The following is a 22,181-nucleotide window of genomic DNA, read 5'->3' on the forward strand; positions in this document are numbered from 1 at the left end:
AAGATCGCCGGGCCGGGGCGGGGCGGGGCGGGGCGGGGCGGGGCGGGGTGGGGTGGGGTGGGGCGGGGTGGGGTGTGGTGGGGTGCGGGGTGTGGGGTGGGTTAGTCGTCGGCGCCGGGGGGTGTGGGGGTGCTGCGGGCGTCGCGGAGGGGGTCGGCGTTCGCCGCCGCGACGGGGAACGGCGGGGGAGTTCCGCCGAACGTGGGGCAGAGCGCCTGGTGGCTGCACCAGTCGCACAGTTTGCTCGGCCGGGGCCGGAAGTCCTGTCGGGCGGTGGCCTGCTCGATCGCCCGCCACAGCGCCACCACGGTGCGTTCGAAGCGGACCAGCTCGTCGGCGTCGGGCGTGTAGTCCAGCACCTCGGCGTCGCGCAGGTAGAGCAGGCGCAACACCCGGGGTACCACCCCGCGGGTGCGCCACAGCACCAGCGCGTAGAACTTCAGCTGGAACAGCGCGCGTGCCTCGAACGCCTCCCGGGGCGCTCCGCCGGTCTTGTAGTCGACCACCCGCAGCGCGCCGTCCGGGGCCACGTCCAGCCGGTCGAGATAGCCCCGGATCAACAACTCCTCGTCCACGACCGCCGAGATCAGACTCTCCCGTTCGGCCGGCTCGAGGCGCGTCGGATCCTCCACGGCGAAGTAGCCCTCCAGCAGCCCTGCCGCCGAGCGCAGGAACTCCACCGGGCCGGCTGGCTCGGCGTCGTCGAAGATCGCGGCCAGTTCCGGCTGCTCGGTGACCAGCCGATCCCACTGCGGGGCCACCAGATCGCCCGCCGCGGCCGGGGTGCGACCCGACGCGGGCAGGTCGAAGAGCCGCTCCAGCACCGCGTGCACCAGCGTGCCCCGGGCCTGCTCGATGGTCGTCCGCTCGGGCAGCCGGTCGATGCTGCGGAACCGGTAGAGCAGCGGGCAGGTCTTGAAATCCGCGGCCCGTGACGGTGACAGCGAGGCACGCACCGTCGTGGGCGTCTGCGCCGGGGGAGAGGACTGGGGGGTGGTGACCGGTTCCGCCGTCATGTGCGCAAAGGTTAGGGCACCGGTATGACACCGCCCGCCAGCCGCCCCGCAGGTGACCGGTCCGTAGCATCGGTGCGATGGAGCAGAAATCCCGGCCCCCACGCCGGTCCGACCGGCGACCCGGTCTGAGCGTGGGGCGAGTGCTCGGAGTGCCCCTGTACCTCAACGCCTCCATGCTCCTGCTCGCCGTGCTGGTCGCCGTGCTCTACGCCGAGTTCGCCCGCCGCCAGTTGGATCTGCCACAGGTCAGCGGCTACCTGATCGGCTTCGGGTTCGTGGTGTCCCTGCTCGGCTCGGTGCTTCTGCACGAGTTGGGCCACGCGCTCACCGCCCGCCGCTACGGCATCGGTGTGCGCGGAATCACCCTCGAACTGCTCGGCGGGTACACCGAGATGGAGCGCGACGCCCCGACGCCCCGGATCGACCTGCTGGTCTCGCTGGCCGGCCCGGCGGTCTCGGCGGTGCTCGGCGGCCTCGCGGTCGCCGCCACGCTCGCCCTGCCCCCGGGCACCGTCGCCCACCAGCTCGCCCTCCAGCTCGCGTTGAGCAACGTCATCGTCGCGGTGTTCAACAGCCTGCCCGGCTTGCCGCTGGACGGCGGCCGGGCGCTGCGGGCCGCCGTCTGGGGCTTCACCGGCGACCGGCACCGCGGCACCGAGGTCGCCGGCTGGGCGGGGCGCGTCGTCGCCGTCGGCACGGCCGCACTGGTGGGGCTGCTGACGTTCACCCACGCTCTGGCACCGGTGGCGCTGCCGCTCATGCTGCTGGTCGCGGTCACCCTCTGGCGCGGCGCCGGGCAGTCGATCCGGGCCGCGCGGGTCAGCCGGCGGTTCCCCCTGATCGACCTGGCCCAGATGGCGCGGCCGGTGTGGCCGGTGACCACCGGCACGCCGCTGGCCGAGGCCCAGCGCCGCCGCGCCGAGAGTGGCCAGCCCGCAGCCGCCCTACTGGTCACGAATTCGATCGGCCGCCCGGTGGCGCTCGTCGATCCGGCCGCCGCCGCTGCCGTCCCCGCCGAGCGTCGTCCCTGGCTGGCGGTGGACGCCGTCGCCCGGTCCCTCACCGAGCTTCCCGCGCTGCCACTCGGTCTCGACGGCGAACGGGTGATGGAGGTCGTGCAGACCCACCCGGGCGCGCAGTACGTGGTGACGTCAGGCGAAGATGTCGTCGGCATTCTGCACATCGGGGACCTGGCACAGCTCCTCGAACCCAACCGGAAGATGACACCGTGACCGCAACTCCCTCCACCGTCGGAGCCGACGCCGCCCCCCGGACGCTGACACCTGTGCACCGAGGCCCGTTCCGGCCCGGCGACCGTGTGCAGCTGACCGACCCCAAGGGGCGGATGCACACCGTGACGCTGGAGCACGGCAAGGAGTTCCACACCCACCGCGGGATCCTGGCGCACGACGCGCTGATCGGGCTGCCCGACGGCAGCGTGGTGACCACCTCCGGCGGTGGCACCGCGTTCCTGGCGCTGCGCCCGCTGCTCTCGGACTACGTGCTCTCCATGCCTCGCGGCGCCCAGGTGATCTACCCGAAGGACTCGGCGCAGATCGTCGCGATGGGCGACATCTTCCCCGGCGCGAAGGTCCTCGAGGCCGGCGCCGGCTCCGGCGCGCTGAGCTGCTCGCTGCTGCGCGCCGTCGGCACCGAGGGTGAGTTGCACTCGTTCGAGGTGCGCGACGACTTCGCCCAGATCGCCAAGCGCAACGTCGAGGCGTTCTTCAACGGGCCGCACCCCTCGTGGCACCTGCACGTCGGTGACGTCGCGCAGTGCCAGGAGACCGGCTTCGACCGCATCATCCTGGACATGCTCACCCCCTGGGAGACCCTCGACATGGTCGAGCGGGCGCTGGTGCCCGGCGGCGTGTTCATCGGGTACGTCGCCACCACCCCGCAGCTCTCGGAACTGGTCGAGGCGCTGCGCGAGCGCGGTGGCTGGACCGAGCCGCGCGCCTGGGAGTCGCTGGTGCGGGACTGGCACGCCGAGGGCCTCGCCGTCCGACCCGACCACCGGATGATCGCGCACACCGCGTTCCTGGTCGCCGCGCGCAAACTCGCCCCGGGCGTCACCGCGCCGCCACGTCGCCGAAAGCCCAGCAAGGGCAATGAGGCGTACGTGCAGCGTCGCGAGGACCTGCGCGCGGCCGAGGCGGCCCGCCAGGCCGCCGCCGCGCAGGCCGACTCGACGGGGGAGATGGACAGGCCGTGACCATCGGTGAGCGGGGGGAGGCGGCCCGATGAGCCGACCGGGTTACGGCGGCGGCGACCTGCCCGCCGTGTTTCCGGACTGGTCGCCCTACCAGGACCTCGAGTCGGCGGCCCGCGCCTACCTCCGGGACCCGGACGTAGCCCTGGAGGCGCTCGGCGGCGTGCTGCGCGGCGCCTCGGTGCTCGGCTTCACCCTGGAACGGTTCGTCAACGAGGTCAACGGCGTGTGGCAGGAGGTCGTCGTCTGCGACGGCAGCCGGTTGATCCTCTGGCACGGCGAGGACGTGCCGCCGGAGGAGGGGCCAGCGGGCTCGATGACGTCTTCGCTGCGGGTCGTGCCCGTCTCCACGGTCACCGAGGTGGGCTGCCGGCGGCGACTCAACCGCTCCGAGAGCGGCGAGATCCGGGTCGACAGCATCGACGTCTACCTGCTGCTCACCTCGCTGGACGAGGCGCCGCCGAGCGAGGAGATGGCCGGTACGCCCCGGCACGACGCGCTGCGGTTCGGCAAGACCCTCGACGACGGCGGGGCCGGGCAGATCGCCCGACTCGAGGAGTTCGCGCGGCTGGTCGCCTCGGTCGTCGGCCGCCCGATGCTCTGAGGCGTACCCCGTCGGGGTCAGCGCCGCGCGGACCGCGCGGCGCTGGCTCAGTCGTCCTCGGCGTCCGGGCCGGCGACCTCGACGCCGTCGCCGCGCACCACGTGGATGCAGTCGCCCGGGCACTCCTTCGCCGAGTCGATCACCTCGAGTCGCAGGTGCTCGGGCACGTCGACGCGGCTGCCCGGGGCCAACTTCAGCTCACCGTCGACACCCTTGACGTACGCCAGGCCGTCGATGTCGAACTCGAACACCTCCGGCGCGTACTGCACGCAGAGCCCATCGCCCGTGCAGAGATCCTGGTCCACCCAGACCTGCAACTGGTCGGTCGCGACCTCGGCCACGGTGCACCCCCCATGTTCTCCCGTACCTGCCTCCGACGGTACCCGAACGCCGGTAACGACCCCGCAGACCACCCCTTGGCGATCAAGGTTCAGTGACGAGGGTGTTGCGTGGGACCGAATCGGGCTCATAGCGGCTAGTGTTAGCTCAGAACGTTCAAGCCCCCCGGGGAGGTGGGACGTGGCAGCACGCAGCGACGACGCGGACTCGCGCGCCGCACGGTGGGAGAAGGAAGCCCACGATCTCTCCACGCAGGTCGCGTTCCTTCAGGAGGAACTCGCTCTGGTGCGGCGCAAGTTGACCGAAAGCCCCCGACACGTCCGGCAGCTCGAAGAGCGGCTGGCGGCCACCCAGGCACAGTTGGCGCGGCTGACCGAGAACAACGACCGGCTGGTGAGCACCCTCAAGGAGGCTCGCACGCAGATCGTCACGCTCAAGGAGGAGATCGACCGGCTCGCGCAACCGCCGAGTGGCTACGGAGTCTTCCTGGCCAAGCACGACGACGGCACGGTGGACGTCTTCACCGGCGGCCGCAAGCTGCGGGTAGCCGTCTCGCCCTCGCTGGACGTGGCCGAGCTGCAGCGCGGCCAGGAGGTCCTGCTCAACGACGCACTCAACATCGTCGACGCGTTCGGGTACGAGCGGGTCGGCGAGGTGGTGATGCTCAAGGAGATCCTGGAGGGGCCGAACGGCGCGCCGGGTGACCGGGCGCTGGTGGTCTCCCACTCCGACGAGGAGCGCATCGTGCACCTCGCCGAGACCCTCATCGGTTCGGCGATCCGTGCCGGCGACTCGCTCATGATCGAGCCCCGCTCGGCGTACGCGTACGAGCGGATCCCGAAGAGCGAGGTCGAGGAGCTGGTCCTGGAGGAGGTGCCCGACGTCGACTACTCCGACATCGGTGGCCTCCAGTCGCAGATCGAGCAGATCCGCGACGCGGTCGAGCTTCCGTTCCTGCACGCGGACCTGTTCCGCGAGCACCAGCTCCGCCCGCCCAAGGGCATCCTGCTCTACGGACCGCCCGGCTGCGGCAAGACGCTGATCGCCAAGGCGGTGGCCAACTCCCTGGCCAAGAAGATCGCCGAGCGGCAGGGCAAGGAGAAGCACACCAGCTTCTTCCTCAACATCAAGGGCCCGGAGCTGCTCAACAAGTACGTCGGCGAGACCGAGCGGCACATCCGGCTGATCTTCCAGCGGGCTCGGGAGAAGGCCGGCGAGGGCACCCCGGTGATCGTGTTCTTCGACGAGATGGACTCGATCTTCCGGACCCGTGGCTCCGGCGTCTCGTCCGACGTGGAGAACACGATCGTCCCGCAGCTGCTCAGCGAGATCGACGGTGTGGAGGGGCTGGAGAACGTCATCGTCATCGGCGCCTCCAACCGGGAAGACATGATCGACCCGGCGATCCTGCGCCCCGGTCGGCTCGACGTGAAGATCAAGATCGAGCGGCCGGACGCCGAGGCAGCGAAGGACATCTTCTCCAAGTACATCCTCCCCGGGCTACCGCTGCACCCGGACGACCTCGCCGAACACGGCACCGACCCGCAGGCCACCGTGGCCGCGATGATCGACGCCGTCGTTCTGCGGATGTACTCCGAGACCGAGGAGAACCGCTTCCTCGAGGTCACCTACGCCAACGGCGACAAGGAAGTCCTCTACTTCAAGGACTTCAACTCCGGCGCGATGATCCAGAACATCGTCGACCGGAGCAAGAAGATGGCCATCAAGGAGTTCCTCACCTCCGGTCGCAAGGGGCTGCGCCTGCAGCACCTGCTCGACGCCTGCGTCGACGAGTTCCGCGAGAACGAGGACCTGCCCAACACCACCAACCCCGACGACTGGGCCCGCATCTCCGGCAAGAAGGGCGAACGGATCGTCTACATCCGCACGCTCGTCTCCGGCGGCAAGGGCGCCGAGGCCGGCCGGTCCATCGAGACCGCCAGCAACACCGGCCAGTACCTGTAAGAACGCGCTGACACCAGCGGGGCTCGGGACGCGAGGCGTCCCGGGCCCCGCTCGTCGCACCGGCCCACACACGCCCACCCGACCCGGTACGCTGTGGCGCTTCCCACCCCTGCGAAACGTCGAGGATCCGCGTGCCGTCCGAACTCACCGTCACCGACCCGCCGGCACGCCCCGCGGTCGATCCGCGGACCCCGCCTTCCGCCCGCTCGTACCGCACGCTGCTCCTCGCGCTGGCGGCCGCGTGGCTGGTACCCGCGGTCGCGTACCCCCTGCACCTGGCCTGGCTGCTGCCCCCGCTCGTGCTGCTGGCCACAGCCAGCCTGCTGCGCGGCGGCCGCACCCTGCTCGACCGGCTCGTGCTCGCCACGCTGCTGCTCGTCGGCGCCACCACCATCGCCGGGCTGCTCTTCACTCTCTGGCCCTGGGGGCTGCACCCGGTCGCCGTCAGCGGCGCCGCCCTCAGCGCGCTCGCCGTCGTCGCCACGGTGACCGGCCGACGCCCCAGCCTGCCCAGACCGGTGTGGACCGACCTGCTGCCGGTCGTCGCCACCGTCGCCGTCGTCGGCTACCTCGCATCACCCTGGCTGCGGGCCAGCACCCTCGCCGGGCGCCTCAGCCTCCTCGCCCTCGGCGAGGACAACTTCCGCCACGTCGCCCTCGTCGACGCCATCGGCCGGCTCGGCGGGTACGTCTTCCTCGACCCGTCGGCCGCCCGCGACGACATCGTCTCCCTGCTCGCCCGCTACCCGCAGGGCTGGCACCTCACCACCGCCGTGCTCGACGCACACCTGCGCTCCGCCACCGGTACGCCGAGCGGGGCCAGCAGCCTCGGCCACTACGGGTGGTGGTGCTTCGCCACCTTCGGCCTGTTCGTGCTCACGCTCTTCTGGGCCGCCCAACGCCTTCCCGGACCCCTGCACCCGCTGCACCGGGTCGTCCTGACCGTCGTCGTCAGCGCCCTCGTCCTCGGCAGCCAACTGCCCCGCCTGCTCATCGCCGGCTACCCCAGCGAGGTGCTCGGGCTCGCGCTCGCCGTCGCGCTGACCGCGCTCGTCGTACGCCCGCTCGCCAGCAACCGGGAACAACTCGTCCTGCTCGGCGCGCTGCTCACCGGCATCGGCTTCACCTACTACCTGTTCCTCCCACCGGCCGGGCTGCTGGTGCTCGGCTGGCTGATCGCGCACCGCCGGGAGTTGCTCCACACCCGCCGGACCGTCTTCGCCGTCGGCCTGGTCACCGCCCTGCTCGCCCCGCTGCCCCTGGTACTGGGCGTCTTCGCCGCAGGTCAGACCGAAGCCCTCGACGCCAAGGCCGGCCTGGAACTCGCCGAGGCGTGGCGTGCCCTGCTCGGCTTCGCCCCGATCGTCCTGATCGGCCTCGTGATCCAGGCCCGCCGCGCCGACCGGGCCTGGCGGAGGCACCTCGCCGCCGTGCTGGTTGCCGTCGCCTTCGCCCTCGCCATCGCCCTGGCGAACGTCCTCGCCGGCGTCCAGCCCGCCTACTACTTCATGAAGGGCGTGCACCTCGCCACGGTCGGGCTCATCGTCGGCACCGCCGCCCTGGTCCTGCTGCTGCCCGTGCTGTCCGCCGAACGGCGTTCGAACCGGGTCCGCGCCGTCGCCGTACCCGCGCTCGCCGCCACCCTGGCCGTGCTCACCGTCGTGACCCTCTGCGGGCTCACCGGCTGGAGTCGGAGCCTGCTCGTGGTGGACAAGCAGAGCTGGACGCAGCTCTGGGTCCAGCACAGCGTGGACAAACCGTCGAGGGTCGCCCAGGTCTGCGCCGCGGCCTACCGCCGCCACCCCGACCAGCCGGGCACCATCACCGTCGTGCTCGACCGGACCGGCTACCGCGGCTACGTGGAATCGATCTGCCTCTCCGCCCTGCAGGGCACCACCGCCCAGAGCGAGCCGGCGATCTATCTGCCGATGTTCGAGGAACCCGAGCGCACCCGCAAGATCCTGCGCTCAACCCGTGGTCCGATCCGCCTGCTGGTCAGCGACCCGGCCGCGCAACGACGCGTCGACAAGCTGCTGACCAGGTACCCGGACCTGCGCGGCCGGGTCACCACCGTTCCAATGATCATCAAGTACTGAACGTGGCGGGCGGGGCGCGGGGCGACACCCGTAACCCGCCCGCACCGGCGCGCCCCCGACCCCGAACAGTCGGACTACGCTCGACATGACGGGGACCGGGTCGGGCGAGCGAAGCGGGTAGGTCGATGAGCGTAAGACGGATCATGGGCACCGAGGTCGAGTACGGCATCTCCGTACCCGGCCAGGCCGGAGCGAACCCGATGGTGACCTCGTCCCAGGTGGTCAACGCCTACGGGGCCCGGCCCGAGCTCAACCGGGGCGGCCGCGCCCGCTGGGACTACGAGGAGGAGTCGCCGCTGCGCGACGCCCGCGGCTTCACCTACTCCGGAGCCGCCTACGACCCCGCCGAGGCCCTCGCCGACGAGGACCTGGGCCTGGCCAACGTGATACTCACCAACGGCGCACGCCTCTACGTGGACCACGCGCACCCCGAATACTCCACTCCCGAGGTCACCACGCCCCGCGACATCGTGCGCTGGGACAAGGCCGGCGAGCGGGTGATGGCCGAGGCGTCCCGCCGCGCCGCCACCATCCCCGGCAGCCAGCCCATCCACCTCTACAAGAACAACACCGACAACAAGGGCGCGAGCTACGGCGCCCACGAGAACTACCTGATGCGCCGGCAGACCCCGTTCGCCGACATCGTGGCGTACCTGACGCCCTTCTTCGTGACCCGGCAGATCGTCTGCGGCGCCGGCCGCGTCGGCATCGGACAGGACGGCGGGCAGAGCGGCTTCCAGATCTCCCAGCGCGCCGACTTCTTCGAAGTGGAGGTCGGCCTCGAGACCACCCTCAAGCGACCGATCATCAACACCCGCGACGAGCCGCACGCCGACGCCGACAAGTACCGCCGGCTGCACGTCATCATCGGCGACGCCAACCTCTCTGAGATCTCCACCTACCTCAAGGTGGGCACCACCGCGCTGATCCTCACCATGATCGAGGAGAAGGCGCTCAGCGCCGACCTCGGCATCGCCGACCCGGTCAGCGAACTGCGCGCGGTCAGCCACGACCCGTCCCTCACGCACCTCATGCGGCTGCGCGACGGCCGCCGGCTGACCGCCCTGGACGTGCAGTGGGCGTACCTCGAACGGGTGCGGTCCTTTGTCGACGACCGCTACGGCACCGATGTCGACGAGCAGACCGCCGACGTGCTGGACCGGTGGGAGGGCGTGCTGGACCGGCTCGGCCGCGACCCGATGCTCTGCGTGGACGAGTTGGACTGGGTGGCGAAGCTGCGGCTGCTGGAGGGCTACCGGGAGCGGGAGAAGCTCGGCTGGGGTTCGCACAAGCTTCAGCTCGTCGACCTCCAGTACTCCGACGTACGCCCGGAGAAGGGCCTCTACAACCGGCTCGTCTCCCGAGGGGCCATGAAGACGCTGCTCACCGACGAGGAGGTCCGCAGCGCGATGACCGAGCCGCCGGAGGACACCCGGGCCTACTTCCGGGGCCGCTGCCTCGCGCAGTACGCCTCCGAGGTGGTCGCCGCGAGCTGGGACTCGGTGATCTTCGACGTGGGCCGGGAGTCGCTCGTCCGGGTGCCGATGATGGAGCCGGAGCGTGGCACCCGCGCTCACGTCGGGGCCCTGTTCGACCGCTGCGCCAGCGCCAAGGACCTGCTGGAGACGCTGACCGGCGGCTGAACGCGACACCGATTGCCCGCTGCGCGCCGCAAGCCGGCGCGCGGCGGGCTTTTCGTCGTCCGGGCGAGGTAAGTTCATCGCAGACGATCGTGGAGGAGGCAGCAATGGCCACTCATGACAGCGGCGGCCAGTCGCAGTCCGGCAAGTCCCGCCAGGGCGAGGAAATCGAGGACGTCACCACCGAGGCCAACCCCGAGGTGGCCGAGCGGCACGCCGAGATCACCGAGGACGTCGACGACCTGCTCGACGAGATCGACTCCGTCCTGGAAGAAAACGCCGAGGAATTCGTCAGGGGCTATGTCCAGAAAGGGGGTGAATGATACCATATGTCTGATTTGCCGGACAGTGCCGAGAAGGCGTGTCCGCAGTGCAAAAGAGTGCTGGCCACCTCGGACTTCCACCGCGACCGGCGGAGGTAAGGACGGGCTGGCCTTCTACTGCAAGGTCTGCGCCGCTGCACGGTCGGAGGCAAGTCGTCGTAAGCGTGGTATCGGCCCACAGCGAAAGTCACCCACGCCCGTCGGCGAAGGCCTCAAGTGGTGTCCGGACTGTGCGCAGATCAAGCCCTTGGAAGACTTCCCCACCACCTCCACCAAGACCAGCGGCCGACACAGCTACTGCAAACCCTGCCACAATGCCCGCGGGAAAGAGACGGCGCAGCGGCTGTACGGCGGCACGCGCGAGTACCACCTGCGGCGGCGCTACGGCATTGGGGAGAAAGAGTTTCAGGAGCTCCTGGCCGAACAGGGCGGGGGTCTGCGCGATCTGTGGCGGCGCGGACCCGCAACATCTGGACCACGATCATCGCACCGGATGGGTGCGCGGGATACTCTGCTTCAACTGCAACGGTGGTCTTGGCCAGTTCCGTGACAGTCCTACGAGGCTGGCCAGGGCGATCACGTACCTGAGAGGAACCACGTGGCAGCGGGCTTTGATCCATCCGGGCGTCTACCAGATGTGTTCACCAACGCGGGGACGTCCTCCTTCACCACGTTCCTGAGCCGGGTGGCGCCCGAGATGCTGCCCGGTCGTCGACCCCTTCCGCCGGGCATGGCCGCCGACCTGGCGCCGCACGCGACCACCATCGTGGCGATCTCGGCCGCCGGTGGCGTGGTGATGGCCGGTGACCGACGGGCCACCATGGGCAACCTCATCGCCCAGCGCGACATCGAGAAGGTGCACCCCGCCGACGCGTACTCGTTGGTCGGCATCGCGGGCACCGCGGGCATCGGCATCGAGCTGATGCGACTGTTCCAGGTGGAGCTGGAGCACTACGAGAAGATCGAGGGCGCGATGCTCTCGCTCGACGGCAAGGCCAACCGGCTCGCGTCGATGATCCGGGGCAACCTGGGTGCGGCCATGCAGGGCCTCGCCGTCGTTCCGCTGTTCGCCGGCTTCGACCTGGCCGCCAGCGACCCGGCGCGGGCTGGGCGGATCTTCAGCTTCGACGTGACCGGTGGCCCGTACGAGGAGACCGGCTACGACGCCATCGGCTCCGGCTCGCTCTTCGCCAAGTCGGCGCTCAAGAAGCGTTTCCGGACCGGCGTGTCCCTCGATGACGCGACCCGGCTCGCGGTCGAGGCGCTCTACGACGCGGCCGACGACGACACCGCGACCGGCGGACCGGACCTGACCCGCCGGATCTATCCGGTGGTGATGACCGCTACCGCCGAGGGCACGCGCCGGTTGACGGACTCCGAGACGGCGGCGATCGCCGAGGGTGTGGTCGCCGGCCGGATGGAGAACCCGGGCGGCTGAACCCCCGTCCACCCCCACCAGTCAGCAGTCCTCAGCACAGCGCCGTAAGGAGAACCGCCGCCGTGGCCATGCAGTTCTACGCCTCGCCCGAACAGATCATGCGCGACCGCTCCGAGCTGGCCCGCAAGGGCATCGCCCGGGGTCGCAGCGCGGTGGTCCTGAGCTACTCCGGCGGGGTGATCTTCGTCGCGGAGAACCTCTCCAGCGCCCTGCACAAGGTCAGTGAGATCTACGACCGGATCGGCTTCGCCGCGGTCGGCCGGTACAACGAGTTCGAGAACCTGCGCCGTGCCGGTGTGCGGATGGCAGACCTGAACGGTCTCAGCTACGACCGGCGCGACGTCACCGGGCGGGCGCTGGCGAACGCGTTCGCGCAGACGCTGGGCGCGATCTTCACCGAGCAGTCGAAGCCGTTCGAGGTGGAGATCTGTGTGGCGGAGGTCGGGGCGACCCCGGACGAGGACGAACTGTACCGGCTCACGTACGACGGGTCGGTCAACGACGAGCCGGGTCGGATGGCGATGGGTGGCCAGGCCGAGGCGATCACCGGTGTCCTGAAGTCGCAGCACCGGGCGGACATGTCGCTCGGCGAGGCGGTCCGGGTGGCGGTGCAGGCGTTGAGCACCGTCGGTGGCGAGGGCGGTGCGGCTCGTACGATCGCCGCGAACCAGCTCGAGGTGGCGGTGCTGGACCGTCAGCGGGTGGGGCGTACGTTCCGGCGGATCACGGGGGCGGCGCTGACGGCGCTGCTCGACGGTGACGTCGCGGCGGCGGAGGAGCCGGCCGAGGCGGGTGGGCCGGACACGCCGGCGCAGCCGACCACGGAGGCCCACAAGCCGACGACGTCGGCGGGCTCCGCCGACCTGGAGGACAAGCCGGCGGACGGCAAGTAGAACCTGTCGTGTGCGGCGGGCGGCCCGGAGAACGGGGTCGCCCGCCGCCTGCGTTTCACACCCCCCAGGCGCCCAGCCCAGCCCAGCCCCGCCCTAGCCCAGCCCCGCTTCAGCCTCGCCGATCTTGCACTTTCTGTCGCCCGAGTGCACCTTTTGCGCGCATTTGTCTCGACAGAAAGTGCAAGATCGCCGGGGCCGTGGCCGGGGCCAGGGCCAGGGCCAGGGCCAGGGCCAGGGCCAGGGCCAGGGCCAGGGGGTTCAGGAGCCTGCGGGTACTCCGGGTGCGACGGCGTCGCGGGCGGTGGTGGTGTGCATGGGCGCCGGGCCGCTTGTGCGGGTGCGGAGTAGGGCGGCCATGGTGGCGGCGACCACGACGGAGCCGATGGCGTAGCCGAGTTCGACCCGCAGCGCGGTGGCGACCGGGGCGAGCGTGGCGGCGACCAGCGCGGCCACGCCCACGGCCCAGGCGACGGCCTGCGCCCGGTGCCGGTCGAGGGCGAGTAGCGCCTGACCGAGGACCATCGCCCAGAGGTAGGCGAGGGTGGCCGCGGCGAGCCAGGCGAAGTCGCCGTGGCCGAGGACGTCGGGCGCGTCGAAGAGGGTCTGCACCAGCCACGGGCCGAGCAGTACGGCGAGCACGGCGCCGGTGAGGCCGAGCGCGGTGACGACGCCCAGGGCTCGGCGCAGCAGCCCGTTGAAGGCGGCGCGGTCGCCGGTGGCGGCGGAGGTGGCGAGACCCGGGAGCAGGGACGCCTGGAGTGAGGCGAAGACGAACAGCGGGATCCGGACCAGCACCAGAGCGGAGAGCAGGGCGCCGGCGGTGGCCACGTCGGACGGGTCCAGCATCTTGACGTTGATCACGCCGATGTTGACGACGACCTGGGACAGCAGGCTAGACGTGATGAGCAGACCGAGGCCGCGCAGGAATGCGGCCCAGGCGACGGGGACGCCGCCGCCGATGGCCCGCAGGACCGGTGCGGCGGTGACCGCCACGCCGATCAGCGGCGCGACGATCAGCACCGCGCCGAACCAGACGGGGGAGGTGACACCGGTCAGGCCGAGCAGGGCGACGAGGGCGATGCGCAGGCCGCCGTCGACGCCGAGTTGGGTGCCGTACCAGGGGAACAGTTGCAGGCCGGAGAGCACGCCACGGGTGGTGTGCGCGACGGCGAGCGCGGCGAGCGACCCGATGAGGACGGCGACCATTGTGTCGTCGCCGGCGAAGAAGCGGTCGGCGAGCGGGCCACGGGCGGCGATGATCAGCGCGACGATGGCGACCAGCAGACCGAGGGCCAGGGCGGCCCCCCGGGCCAGTACGGGCCCGGGGGTGTGACCCTGACTGTGCCGGCCGGCGACGAGTCGGGCGACCTCCTGCTCGACGGGCATGAACAGGCCGATGCCGAGCGTGAAGACGATCGTCCACAGCACGGAGAGGCTGCCGTAGTCCGCCACGGTGAGGCTGTGCCCGGCGACGGCCAGGTGGACGTAGGAGGCGAGCCCCAGCAGGGCCAGGCCGGCGCCGACGGCGACGGTGCCCGGTGGGACGAGACTCAGGAGCCGGCGGATCACCGGCGAATGAGCGCCAACGTGAGGACGGCGAAGGCGCGACCGAGGTAGATCATGGCCTTGGCCGGGGAGTGGCTGGGGGTGCCCGCCATCCGCTTGCGCATGGCCACCGGGACCTGGCGGATGGTGTAGCCCCGCCGGGCGGTGTGCACAAGCGTCTCGACCGTGTCGCCCAGGTATTCGACCGGGTACCAGGTGGCGAACATGTCGATCACGCGGCGGTTGGCGGCCCGGAACCCGGAGGTGGTGTCGGTGAGCTTGGTGCGGGCGACGCGGGAGAGGACGCCGGAGAGCATGACCATGGCCCAGCGGCGGGGGCCGCGGACGTTGTAGTCGCCCTCGCCGGCGAACCGGGCGCCGATCACCAGGTCGGTGTCGTCGAGCAGGTCGACGAGCTTCGGCACGTACCGGGGGTCGTGCTGGCCGTCCGCGTCGATCTGGATGGCCACGTCGTAGTCGTGGTCGCGGGCGTACCGGTAGCCGAGGCGCATGGCGCCGCCGACGCCGAGGTTGTACGGCAGCTTGGCGACCCGGGCGCCGGCCGCCGCGGCGACGGCGGCGGTGCGGTCGGTGGAGCCGTCGTCGACGACCAGCACGTCGACGCCGGGCAGTTCGCCGCGGACCTCGCCGACGACGTCGGCGATCGAGCCGGACTCGTTGAGCGCGGGGATGATGATCAGGACCCGCTTGCCGTTAACCATCGTGCGACACCAGTTCGTCTCGGGCCGCCCGGTCCGCGTCGATCTCGGCGCGTAGCAGGGCGAAGTCTTCTGCCAGGGTGCGGGTCTCCTCTTCCAGGGCGCTGACCTCCCAGCTGAGGTGCACGCAGACCAGCAGCAGGAAGACGATGCCGAGGAAGAGCACGAGGCTCACGCCGGACTGGACGCCGAGCAACTCGGCGACGTTGTCCAGCAGGCGGGGGAAGAGCGACAGCGGAATGACGATCACCAGGACGCAGAGCCAGAGCATGCCGTACTTCTCGCGGAGCTGCCGGCGGCGCAGCAGCTCGACGATGGTGGCCAGCAGTATCAGGCCGGTCAGGCCGGTGACGAGGGTGAGCTTCATGCGACCTTCCACGGGGCGGGTGGAGCGGCGGAGGCGTACCTGGCGGCCAGGGTGGTGCGCCCGCCCGGAAGGGGTGACACACCAGCGGCGGCCCAACGGCCGTTCCCTAGCAGACTGTACGCCGGTCGGGGGGCTAAACGGGGGGACTGATCGGTCGGGTCATGCGGTCGGCGCCGCCTTGAGCGGCTCCCACCAGGCGCGGTTGTCGCGGTACCACTGCACGGTCTGCGCCAGACCGTCGGTGAGGTCGATGCTCGGGGCGTACCCCAGCTCTTGATTGATCTTGGTGATGTCCAGCGAGTAGCGACGGTCGTGGCCCTTGCGGTCGGTGACCGGGACGACCCGGTCCCAGCCGGCGCCGCAGGCCTCCAGCAGCAGGCCGGTCAGCTCCTTGTTGGTGAGCTCGGTGCCGCCGCCGATGTTGTAGACCTCGCCGGCGCGGCCCTTCTGCTGGACCATCGCGATGCCCCGGCAGTGGTCGTGCACGTGCAGCCAGTCGCGGATGTTGCCGCCGTCGCCGTAGAGCGGGACGGTGCCGCCGTCGAGCAGGTTGGAGACGAAGAGCGGGATGACCTTCTCGGGGAACTGGTACGGCCCGTAGTTGTTGGAGCAGCGGGTGACCACCACGTCCATGCCGTGGGTGCGGTGGTAGGCCAGCGCGAGCAGGTCGGAGCCGGCCTTCGAGGCCGAGTACGGCGAGTTGGGGGCGAGCGGCCAGGTCTCCGTCCAGGAGCCCTCGTCGATCGAGCCGTACACCTCGTCGGTGGAGACGTGCACGAAACGGCCGGTGCCGTGGCGCAGCGCGGCGTCGAGCAGGGTCTGGGTGCCGAGCACGTTGGTGGTGACGAAGGGCGCGGCGCCGGCGATCGAGCGGTCGACGTGCGACTCGGCCGCGAAGTGCACGATCACGTCGTGCCCGGCGACCACCTCGTCGACGACGGTCGGGTCGCAGATGTCGCCCTGCACGAACCGCAGCCGCGGGTCGTCGCGCACCGGGTCGAGGTTGCCCAGGTTGCCCGAGTAGGTGAGCTTGTCGAGCACTGTCACGCCGGCCGGGTCGAGCGCTGGCACGCCCTCGGCCGTGCCGCCGGGCACGCCCAGCAGCATGCGGACGTACTCCGAACCGATGAATCCGGCACCGCCGGTGACGAGGATCCTCACGGGTCCAGGAGTGTACGCGAAGGCGTACGCGGGCATGTCGGCGGCGACCTGCGACATGCCGGCGGGCTGGTTGCGGCTAAGCTCCCCAGGTGCGCGGAATTCTACTCGCCGGCGGTACCGGTTCCCGGCTCTGGCCGATCACCAGGGCAGTGTCCAAGCAGCTGCTGCCGGTCTTCGACAAGCCGATGATCTACTACCCTCTCTCCACCCTGATGATTTCCGGGGTGCGGGAGATCCTGGTGATCACCACTCCGGAGGACCAGGACCAGTTCCGCCGGTTGCTCGGCGACGGCAGCCAGTTCGGGCTGCGGCTGGAGTACGCGACGCAGGACCGCCCGGAGGGCATCGCCCAGGCGTTCCTGTTGGGCGCGGACTTCATCGGCGCCGAGTCGGTGGCCCTGATCCTCGGCGACAACATCTTCCACGGTGTCGGCCTGGGTCGGCAGCTCGCCGCCCACAGCGAGGTCGTCGGCGGCCGGATGTTCGCCTATCCGGTGGCCAACCCGCAGGAGTACGGCGTGGTGGAGTTCGACGCCGAGGGGCGGGTGCTCTCGATCGAGGAGAAGCCGGCGCGGCCGAAGTCCCGCTACGCGGTGCCCGGGCTGTACTTCTACGACAACCGGGTGGTCGACATCGCCGGCAAGCTCACCCCCAGCGGCCGGGGCGAGCTGGAGATCACGGCGGTCAACGAGGTGTACCGGGAGACGGGCGAGCTGTCCGTCACCCTGCTCGACCGGGGTACCGCCTGGCTGGACACCGGCACCCACGCCTCGATGATGCAGGCCGGCGAGTTCGTCCGGGTGATCGAGGAGCGGCAGGGCCTCAAGATCGGTTGCGTCGAGGAGGTGGCCTGGCGGGCCGGCCTCATCGACGACGACCAGCTGCGGGTGCTCGCCGAGCCACTGGTCAAGAGCGGGTACGGCGAGTACCTGTTCGGGCTGCTGGCCGAGAAGAACGAGGGGCGCGTGGGCCGGTGAAGATCCGCGAGCTGAGCATCGAGGGCGCCTGGGAGATCAGCCCCCAGCAGCACGGCGATCCGCGCGGCATGTTCATGGAGTGGTACCGCTTCGACAAGCTGGCCGAGGCGGTGGGGCACCCGCTGCGCCTCGCCCAGGCCAACCTGTCGGTCTCCGCGCGGGGCGTGGTGCGCGGCATCCACTTCGCCGACGTACCGCCGGGGCAGGCCAAGTACGTGACCTGCGTGCGCGGCGCGGTCCTCGACGTGATCGTGGACCTGCGGGTGGGCTCGCCGACCTTCGGCCGCTGGGAGGGCGTCCGGCTGGACGACACCGACCGGCGGGCGGTCTATCTCAGCGAGGGGCTCGGGCACGGGTTCTGCGCGCTGACCGACGACGCGACGCTGAGCTACCTGTGCTCGGCCACGTACAACCCGACCGGCGAGCACGCGGTGCACCCGCTGGACGAGGAGCTGGGCATCGAGTGGCCCGCCGAGGTGCCGCTGCTGTCCGCGCGCGACGACGCCGCGCCGACCCTCGCGCAGGCCCGCGAGAGCGGCCTGCTGCCGGAGTACGACTCCTGCCGGCGGTTCGTGGCGAGCCTCGGCCCGGACGGAATGTCGCACTCGGCCGGTATGTGACCGCCCCTCGGGCACGACCTGTGGTGTGACAGTGACGAACCGGGCCTCCGGGCGGCTAATGTCTCATCATGGAGCGGCGAATCTTCGGCCTCGAGACCGAGTACGGCGTCACCTGCACCTATCGCGGGCAGCGGCGGCTGTCCCCGGACGAAGTCGCGCGGTATCTGTTCCGGCGCGTCGTGTCCTGGGGTCGGTCGAGCAACGTGTTCCTGCGTAACGGGGCCCGTCTCTACCTGGACGTCGGGTCACACCCGGAGTACGCGACACCGGAGTGCGACTCGGTGACCGACCTGGTGGCCCACGACCGGGCCGGCGAGCGGATCCTGGAGGGGCTGCTCGTCGACGCGGAGAAGCGGCTGCACGACGAGGGCATCGCAGGTGAGATCTACCTGTTCAAGAACAACACCGACTCGGCCGGCAACTCGTACGGCTGCCACGAGAACTATCTGGTGTCCCGGCACGGGGAGTTCGGTCGGCTCGCCGACGTGCTCATCCCTTTCCTGGTGACCCGGCAGTTGATCTGCGGGGCCGGCAAGGTGCTGCAGACGCCGCGGGGCGCGGTCTACTGCCTGTCGCAGCGGGCCGAGCACATCTGGGAGGGCGTCTCCTCGGCGACGACCCGCAGCCGCCCGATCATCAACACGCGCGACGAGCCGCACGCCGACGCCGAGCGTTACCGGCGCCTGCACGTGATCGTCGGTGACTCGAACATGAACGAGGTCACCACGCTGCTCAAGGTCGGCACCGCCGACATCGTGCTGCGGATGATCGAGGCCGGTGTCGTCATGCGCGACCTGTCGCTGGAGAACCCGATCCGGGCCATCCGCGAGGTGTCGCACGACATCACCGGCCGCCGCAAGGTGCGCCTGGCCTCCGGCAAGGAGGTCAGCGCTCTGGACATCCAGCAGGAGTACCTGGCCAAGGCCACCGAGTTCGTCGAGCGTCGTGGCGGCGACCAGGCCGCCAAGCGGGTCGTCGAGCTGTGGGGCCGGGTGCTCAACGCGGTCGAGAGCGGCGACCTCGAGCCGGTCTCGCGCGAGATCGACTGGGTCAGCAAACTGCGGCTGATCGAGCGGTACCAGCGCAAGCACGACCTGCCACTGTCGCATCCCCGGGTGGCGCAGATGGACCTGGCCTACCACGACGTGCGCCGTGGCCGTGGCCTCTACGGGCTGTTGGAGCGCCGTGGCGAGGTGGACCGGGTCGCCACCGACCCGGAGATCTTCGAGGCCAAGGAAACCCCGCCGCAGACCACCCGGGCGCGCCTGCGCGGCGAGTTCATCCGGCACGCCCAGGAGAAGCGGCGCGACTTCACCGTCGACTGGGTGCACCTGAAGCTCAACGACCAGGCGCAGCGCACCGTCCTCTGCAAGGACCCGTTCCGCGCGTACGACGAGCGGGTGGAGCGGCTGATCGCCAGCATGTGACGGGTACACCGGCCCCGGCGGTGGTGTTCACCGCCGGGGCCGGCGCAACCGGTAGGCTGAGCGCGCCATGACGACTTCCGGACCACCCGACCGCACCGAGCGCGGCGCCGAGCGGCAGAACTGGGTCGAACGTCGGCGGGAAAAGATCCGTGCCGAGATCGACCGCAACCGACGCGGTGAGTACACCGTGCCGACCTGGGTGCTGGCCGTGGCGCTGGTGGTCATCGTGGGTGGCTGGCTCGCTCTGATCTTCCTGTCCTGAACCGCGTTGTCCCGGTCCGGTCAGCGCTGCGTGCCGTGCTCACCCTCTCTGCTGGTCGTCGTGTCCGTGTCGATTGCCCAGTCGCCGTTGGCGGTCGTTCCGATGTGCTCGTGTGCTCTCATGGGCATGACGCTACTGACCACTTGTCAGGAAGCTGTGAGGCTCCAATAGGGATCCGATGGTGGTTCGCCACGCCCTGCGACCCGTCCCGTCCTCGTGTGTCGGTCACGAGGTGAGGTAGTCCCGGAACGTGTTCGTCGAGCAGTGGATCTCGCCTTCGCCCACGTGCGCGGAGGTGAGATCGTCCGCGTAGCCGACCTGGTAGCCCACCGTCGCCAGTGCCCGGGTGGCGGCGGTCTCGAACACGTCGTGGCCGCCGAGCAGAGGACCGTACGGTTTGGGCGCGACGTACCGGTTGCCGTTGACCACCAGCCCGTTGATCAGGTTGGGGGTCTCGCCGACGGCGTACCGCATGGCGTTGAGGGCGACGATCGCGTCGTCCTTCTCCGGTCCGTCGTCCATGCCGTCGATCGCGCTCTGTGCCAGCGCCCAGTCGAAGCTGCGGGCGGTGAACAGGACCGGAATCCGGACGATCCGGGACGCCGGCAGGCCCAGCGTGGCGATGTTCTGGTCGATCCGGCGGGCGGCGATGCGGTTGGTGTCGACGAACTGGTCGTCGGCGCGGAATTCGGCGACGGTGCGCTTGTCGATGCGCTCGTCGTAGGGCCACTCCAACGTCGGCAGGTTGCCGTGCAGCTTCTCCTTCTGCGGCACGCCGGCCAGCATCGTGAGGCCGGCGGCCGGGTCGGCGACGATCGCCTTCCATCCGCCGTCGACGGGCAGGAACTGGATGAACTCGTCGACGTGCCCGACGGTCAGCCAGCCGGTGTCCACCGTGACCACGTCCTGCGCGCCCTGTGCCCGAAAGAACGTCATGACCCGCGCCGAGGGCGTGCCGCCCACCACGATCGTCCCGTTCGGGTGACCCGGCGTGGGCGGCATGGTCTCCAGGTTGCCCATCGAGTCGTACGTGTTGTCGTCGTCGCTGTCGGCCTGCGGCACGTCGGCGATGTGCGCCACCGCCACGTCGCGTCCCCGCAGCTGCGTGTAGGCGGCGCGCGCGGCCTGCCGGTGCCGGTCGTTCACCGAGGGCACGAGCACCCGCATGCCGTTCCCGTCGACCTTCTGGTACGCCGGTTCGAACAGGTCCTGCGTCCAGCCGTCGTCGGCGGTCGCCAGGGTGGTCAGCGGTGCCACCTTGGCGATCTCGGCATGCCAGCCGCGAACGTTCTCGTCATCGGATTCGGCGGCGAACACACGTTGCAGTCGTTGCGTGTTGAGCTGGGTGAGCACGGGTGCCGCCCGCAGACGTACCGCACGGGTGGTGGCTGCGCCCGCGACGGTGACGGTCAGGGTGACCACCGCCGTGCCGTCCCAGTCGGCCCGGTCCCGCACGACGTCGGTGCCCTCCAGGCCCAGGTCGACGCCTCGGCGCAGCTCGGCGACCGTCAGGACGTCCGCCACCTCCCAGCGGGCGCGCTTCACGAACAGCCGCACTTTGCCGCTCGTCGTCACCCTCGCGGTGGCGGCGGCCGGCGCGTTCGACCAGGGCGTCACCCGCAACCGGAACAGGTCCCGCTCGTCTGCGGCACCGTTCACCACCGCGTCGGCGGCGTCGTTGCACGCGGCCAGCTGCCGGTCGGCGAGGTTCTGCTCCCACCGGTGCGACCGACGCAGGGCCAGGAAGTCCCTCTCGGCCTGCTCCTGGTCCGGTAGTTGGGCGAGGGCATCCTTCTCGTCGCTGAAACGTTGCTCGTTGGCCTCCTCGCGGGCCACCGCCTCGCTCGTGATCCGCTGGGCCGCCGACCGGCAGGCGTTCGCGTCGTCGTCGATGTTGGCCAGGAACAGCCCGCCCGGAGTGACCTCCTGGAGCTGGGCGCCGCTGCTGTCCGCGGCCGAGGCCGGAACGGGCGCAACGGTCAGGGCGACGGCGGTCAGGCCGGCCACCGCCCACGTGGTGGATCGATTCATGGGCGTGGACGCTAACGACGACTTGTCAGGGAACGGTCAGCGTTCGGTTGGAAACTGTTCGTGGATCGCCTCGCCCACCGAACCGTCAGGGAAGCGGCCCGATGCCGGGACGCGGGCCGGCGTGGTCGGCGGTCCGCGCCTGACCGTCGTGCCGGCGTCCGTCGGTGACCCACCGGGGCCAGAGATGGCCCAGCCGGGTCGCGCCCTCGGGTATCCGTTGGCCGTCGCCGACGTGGGTGGTCCGCCCGCATCGGGTTCCGGTGCGGGCCGTCCGCCCGCACTGCGCGCCCCAGCGGTCTCGGCCCATCCTGCGCCGGTGCGGGCAACTCCGCCCGCCCGGCCCGTCGGCGGCGACGACGACGCGGGAGCCGATCATGAACGTCGAGCCCCTACCCCAAGACCAACGCCCAGTAATCCGCTGATCCCCAGACCACCAGCACCGCCTGCGTTGATCATGAAGTTGTTGCCACGACACGCCGGGGCGGCGCGCAATAACTTCATGATCAACGCGGGGTCAGGGGGTGGGGGTGGGGGGTGGGGGTGGGG

The 22,181-nt window shown here is 70.7% G+C and carries 22 protein-coding genes; 14 read left to right on the forward strand and 8 right to left on the reverse strand.

Annotated elements, in window-relative coordinates; all coding sequences use genetic code 11:
• Window positions 1-101: 101 nt before the first annotated feature.
• Entirely contained in the window at window positions 102-1,016 is a 915-nt protein-coding gene (locus ABZV06_RS30500; RefSeq protein WP_355233496.1) for a RecB family exonuclease, read from the reverse strand.
• Window positions 1,017-1,093: 77 nt separating this feature from the next.
• Here ABZV06_RS30500 and ABZV06_RS30505 point away from each other — a divergent pair, with 77 nt between their 5' ends.
• Genes ABZV06_RS30505 through ABZV06_RS30515 form a run of 3 tightly spaced genes read left to right on the forward strand, consistent with a single transcriptional unit; the run spans window position 1,094 to window position 3,832 of the window.
• Window positions 1,094-2,248: a site-2 protease family protein gene (locus ABZV06_RS30505; protein ID WP_355625678.1), complete on the forward strand. Its 1,155-nt coding sequence runs from the start codon at window positions 1,094-1,096 to the stop codon at window positions 2,246-2,248.
• Window positions 2,249-2,292: 44 nt separating this feature from the next.
• Window positions 2,293-3,231, forward strand: a complete 939-nt coding sequence (locus ABZV06_RS30510) for a tRNA (adenine-N1)-methyltransferase (RefSeq protein ID WP_355625690.1) — start codon at window positions 2,293-2,295, stop codon at window positions 3,229-3,231.
• A gap of 28 nt (window positions 3,232-3,259) precedes the next feature.
• Window positions 3,260-3,832: a hypothetical protein gene (locus ABZV06_RS30515; protein WP_355233500.1), complete on the forward strand. Its 573-nt coding sequence runs from the start codon at window positions 3,260-3,262 to the stop codon at window positions 3,830-3,832.
• A 47-nt stretch (window positions 3,833-3,879) separates the two neighbouring features.
• On the opposite strand, the gene ABZV06_RS30520 is transcribed toward ABZV06_RS30515, so the two are convergent.
• Window positions 3,880-4,173, reverse strand: a complete 294-nt coding sequence (locus tag ABZV06_RS30520; protein WP_355233502.1) for a ferredoxin — start codon at window positions 4,171-4,173, stop codon at window positions 3,880-3,882.
• Between the two features lie 178 nt (window positions 4,174-4,351).
• Here ABZV06_RS30520 and arc point away from each other — a divergent pair, with 178 nt between their 5' ends.
• From arc to prcA, 7 genes are all read left to right on the forward strand, one after another.
• Complete coding sequence (gene arc / locus ABZV06_RS30525; RefSeq protein ID WP_355233504.1) at window positions 4,352-6,136, forward strand: proteasome ATPase; 1,785 nt, start codon at window positions 4,352-4,354, stop codon at window positions 6,134-6,136.
• Between the two features lie 131 nt (window positions 6,137-6,267).
• Window positions 6,268-8,232: a hypothetical protein gene (locus ABZV06_RS30530; protein ID WP_355625680.1), complete on the forward strand. Its 1,965-nt coding sequence runs from the start codon at window positions 6,268-6,270 to the stop codon at window positions 8,230-8,232.
• A gap of 125 nt (window positions 8,233-8,357) precedes the next feature.
• Window positions 8,358-9,875 carry a depupylase/deamidase Dop gene (gene dop, locus ABZV06_RS30535; protein ID WP_355233508.1) on the forward strand — a complete coding sequence of 506 codons (1,518 nt, stop codon included), beginning with the start codon at window positions 8,358-8,360 and terminating at the stop codon, window positions 9,873-9,875.
• A gap of 104 nt (window positions 9,876-9,979) precedes the next feature.
• Complete coding sequence (locus ABZV06_RS30540) at window positions 9,980-10,195, forward strand: ubiquitin-like protein Pup (protein WP_088948111.1); 216 nt, start codon at window positions 9,980-9,982, stop codon at window positions 10,193-10,195.
• A 314-nt stretch (window positions 10,196-10,509) separates the two neighbouring features.
• Window positions 10,510-10,875: an endonuclease VII domain-containing protein gene (locus ABZV06_RS30545; RefSeq protein WP_355625682.1), complete on the forward strand. Its 366-nt coding sequence runs from the start codon at window positions 10,510-10,512 to the stop codon at window positions 10,873-10,875.
• Entirely contained in the window at window positions 10,794-11,633 is an 840-nt protein-coding gene (gene prcB / locus ABZV06_RS30550; protein ID WP_355233513.1) for a proteasome subunit beta, read from the forward strand. Before ABZV06_RS30545 ends, prcB begins: the two co-directional genes overlap by 82 nt.
• 62 nt (window positions 11,634-11,695) lie before the next feature.
• On the forward strand, window positions 11,696-12,526 hold the full coding sequence (gene prcA / locus ABZV06_RS30555) for a proteasome subunit alpha (protein WP_355233515.1): 831 nt from the start codon (window positions 11,696-11,698) through the stop codon (window positions 12,524-12,526).
• A 258-nt stretch (window positions 12,527-12,784) separates the two neighbouring features.
• Here the strand turns inward: prcA and ABZV06_RS30560 are convergent, their stop codons facing one another.
• The 4 genes from ABZV06_RS30560 to rfbB form a co-directional block, all read right to left on the reverse strand.
• Window positions 12,785-14,095 (reverse strand): polysaccharide biosynthesis protein, encoded by a 1,311-nt coding sequence (locus ABZV06_RS30560; RefSeq protein ID WP_355625684.1) that lies wholly within the window; start codon window positions 14,093-14,095, stop codon window positions 12,785-12,787.
• Entirely contained in the window at window positions 14,092-14,793 is a 702-nt protein-coding gene (locus ABZV06_RS30565; RefSeq protein ID WP_355233519.1) for a glycosyltransferase family 2 protein, read from the reverse strand. Before ABZV06_RS30565 ends, ABZV06_RS30560 begins: the two co-directional genes overlap by 4 nt.
• Entirely contained in the window at window positions 14,786-15,157 is a 372-nt protein-coding gene (locus tag ABZV06_RS30570) for a DUF2304 domain-containing protein (protein WP_007459918.1), read from the reverse strand. The genes ABZV06_RS30565 and ABZV06_RS30570 overlap by 8 nt, the downstream gene beginning before the upstream one ends.
• A 159-nt stretch (window positions 15,158-15,316) precedes the next feature.
• A complete protein-coding gene (gene rfbB, locus ABZV06_RS30575; protein ID WP_355233521.1) occupies window positions 15,317-16,318 on the reverse strand; it encodes a dTDP-glucose 4,6-dehydratase in 1,002 nt (333 codons plus the stop codon).
• 89 nt (window positions 16,319-16,407) lie between these two features.
• On the opposite strand from rfbB, the gene rfbA reads away from it, so the two are divergent.
• From rfbA to ABZV06_RS30595, 4 genes are all read left to right on the forward strand, one after another.
• Window positions 16,408-17,295 carry a glucose-1-phosphate thymidylyltransferase RfbA gene (rfbA, locus tag ABZV06_RS30580; protein ID WP_355625686.1) on the forward strand — a complete coding sequence of 296 codons (888 nt, stop codon included), beginning with the start codon at window positions 16,408-16,410 and terminating at the stop codon, window positions 17,293-17,295.
• Window positions 17,292-17,915: a dTDP-4-dehydrorhamnose 3,5-epimerase gene (rfbC, locus tag ABZV06_RS30585; protein WP_355233523.1), complete on the forward strand. Its 624-nt coding sequence runs from the start codon at window positions 17,292-17,294 to the stop codon at window positions 17,913-17,915. Before rfbA ends, rfbC begins: the two co-directional genes overlap by 4 nt.
• Window positions 17,916-17,983: 68 nt before the next feature.
• Window positions 17,984-19,342 (forward strand): Pup--protein ligase, encoded by a 1,359-nt coding sequence (pafA, locus tag ABZV06_RS30590; RefSeq protein WP_234581936.1) that lies wholly within the window; start codon window positions 17,984-17,986, stop codon window positions 19,340-19,342.
• A gap of 67 nt (window positions 19,343-19,409) precedes the next feature.
• Window positions 19,410-19,604: a hypothetical protein gene (locus tag ABZV06_RS30595; RefSeq protein ID WP_355233526.1), complete on the forward strand. Its 195-nt coding sequence runs from the start codon at window positions 19,410-19,412 to the stop codon at window positions 19,602-19,604.
• Between the two features lie 225 nt (window positions 19,605-19,829).
• Here the strand turns inward: ABZV06_RS30595 and ABZV06_RS30600 are convergent, their stop codons facing one another.
• Entirely contained in the window at window positions 19,830-21,635 is a 1,806-nt protein-coding gene (locus tag ABZV06_RS30600) for a protein-arginine deiminase family protein (protein WP_355625688.1), read from the reverse strand.
• Between the two features lie 85 nt (window positions 21,636-21,720).
• Window positions 21,721-22,011 (reverse strand): hypothetical protein, encoded by a 291-nt coding sequence (locus ABZV06_RS30605; RefSeq protein WP_355233530.1) that lies wholly within the window; start codon window positions 22,009-22,011, stop codon window positions 21,721-21,723.
• Window positions 22,012-22,181 lie beyond the last annotated feature (170 nt).

The sequence above is a fragment of the Micromonospora sp. NPDC005172 genome (assembly GCF_040608555.1).
Lineage (GTDB): Bacteria > Actinomycetota > Actinomycetes > Mycobacteriales > Micromonosporaceae > Micromonospora.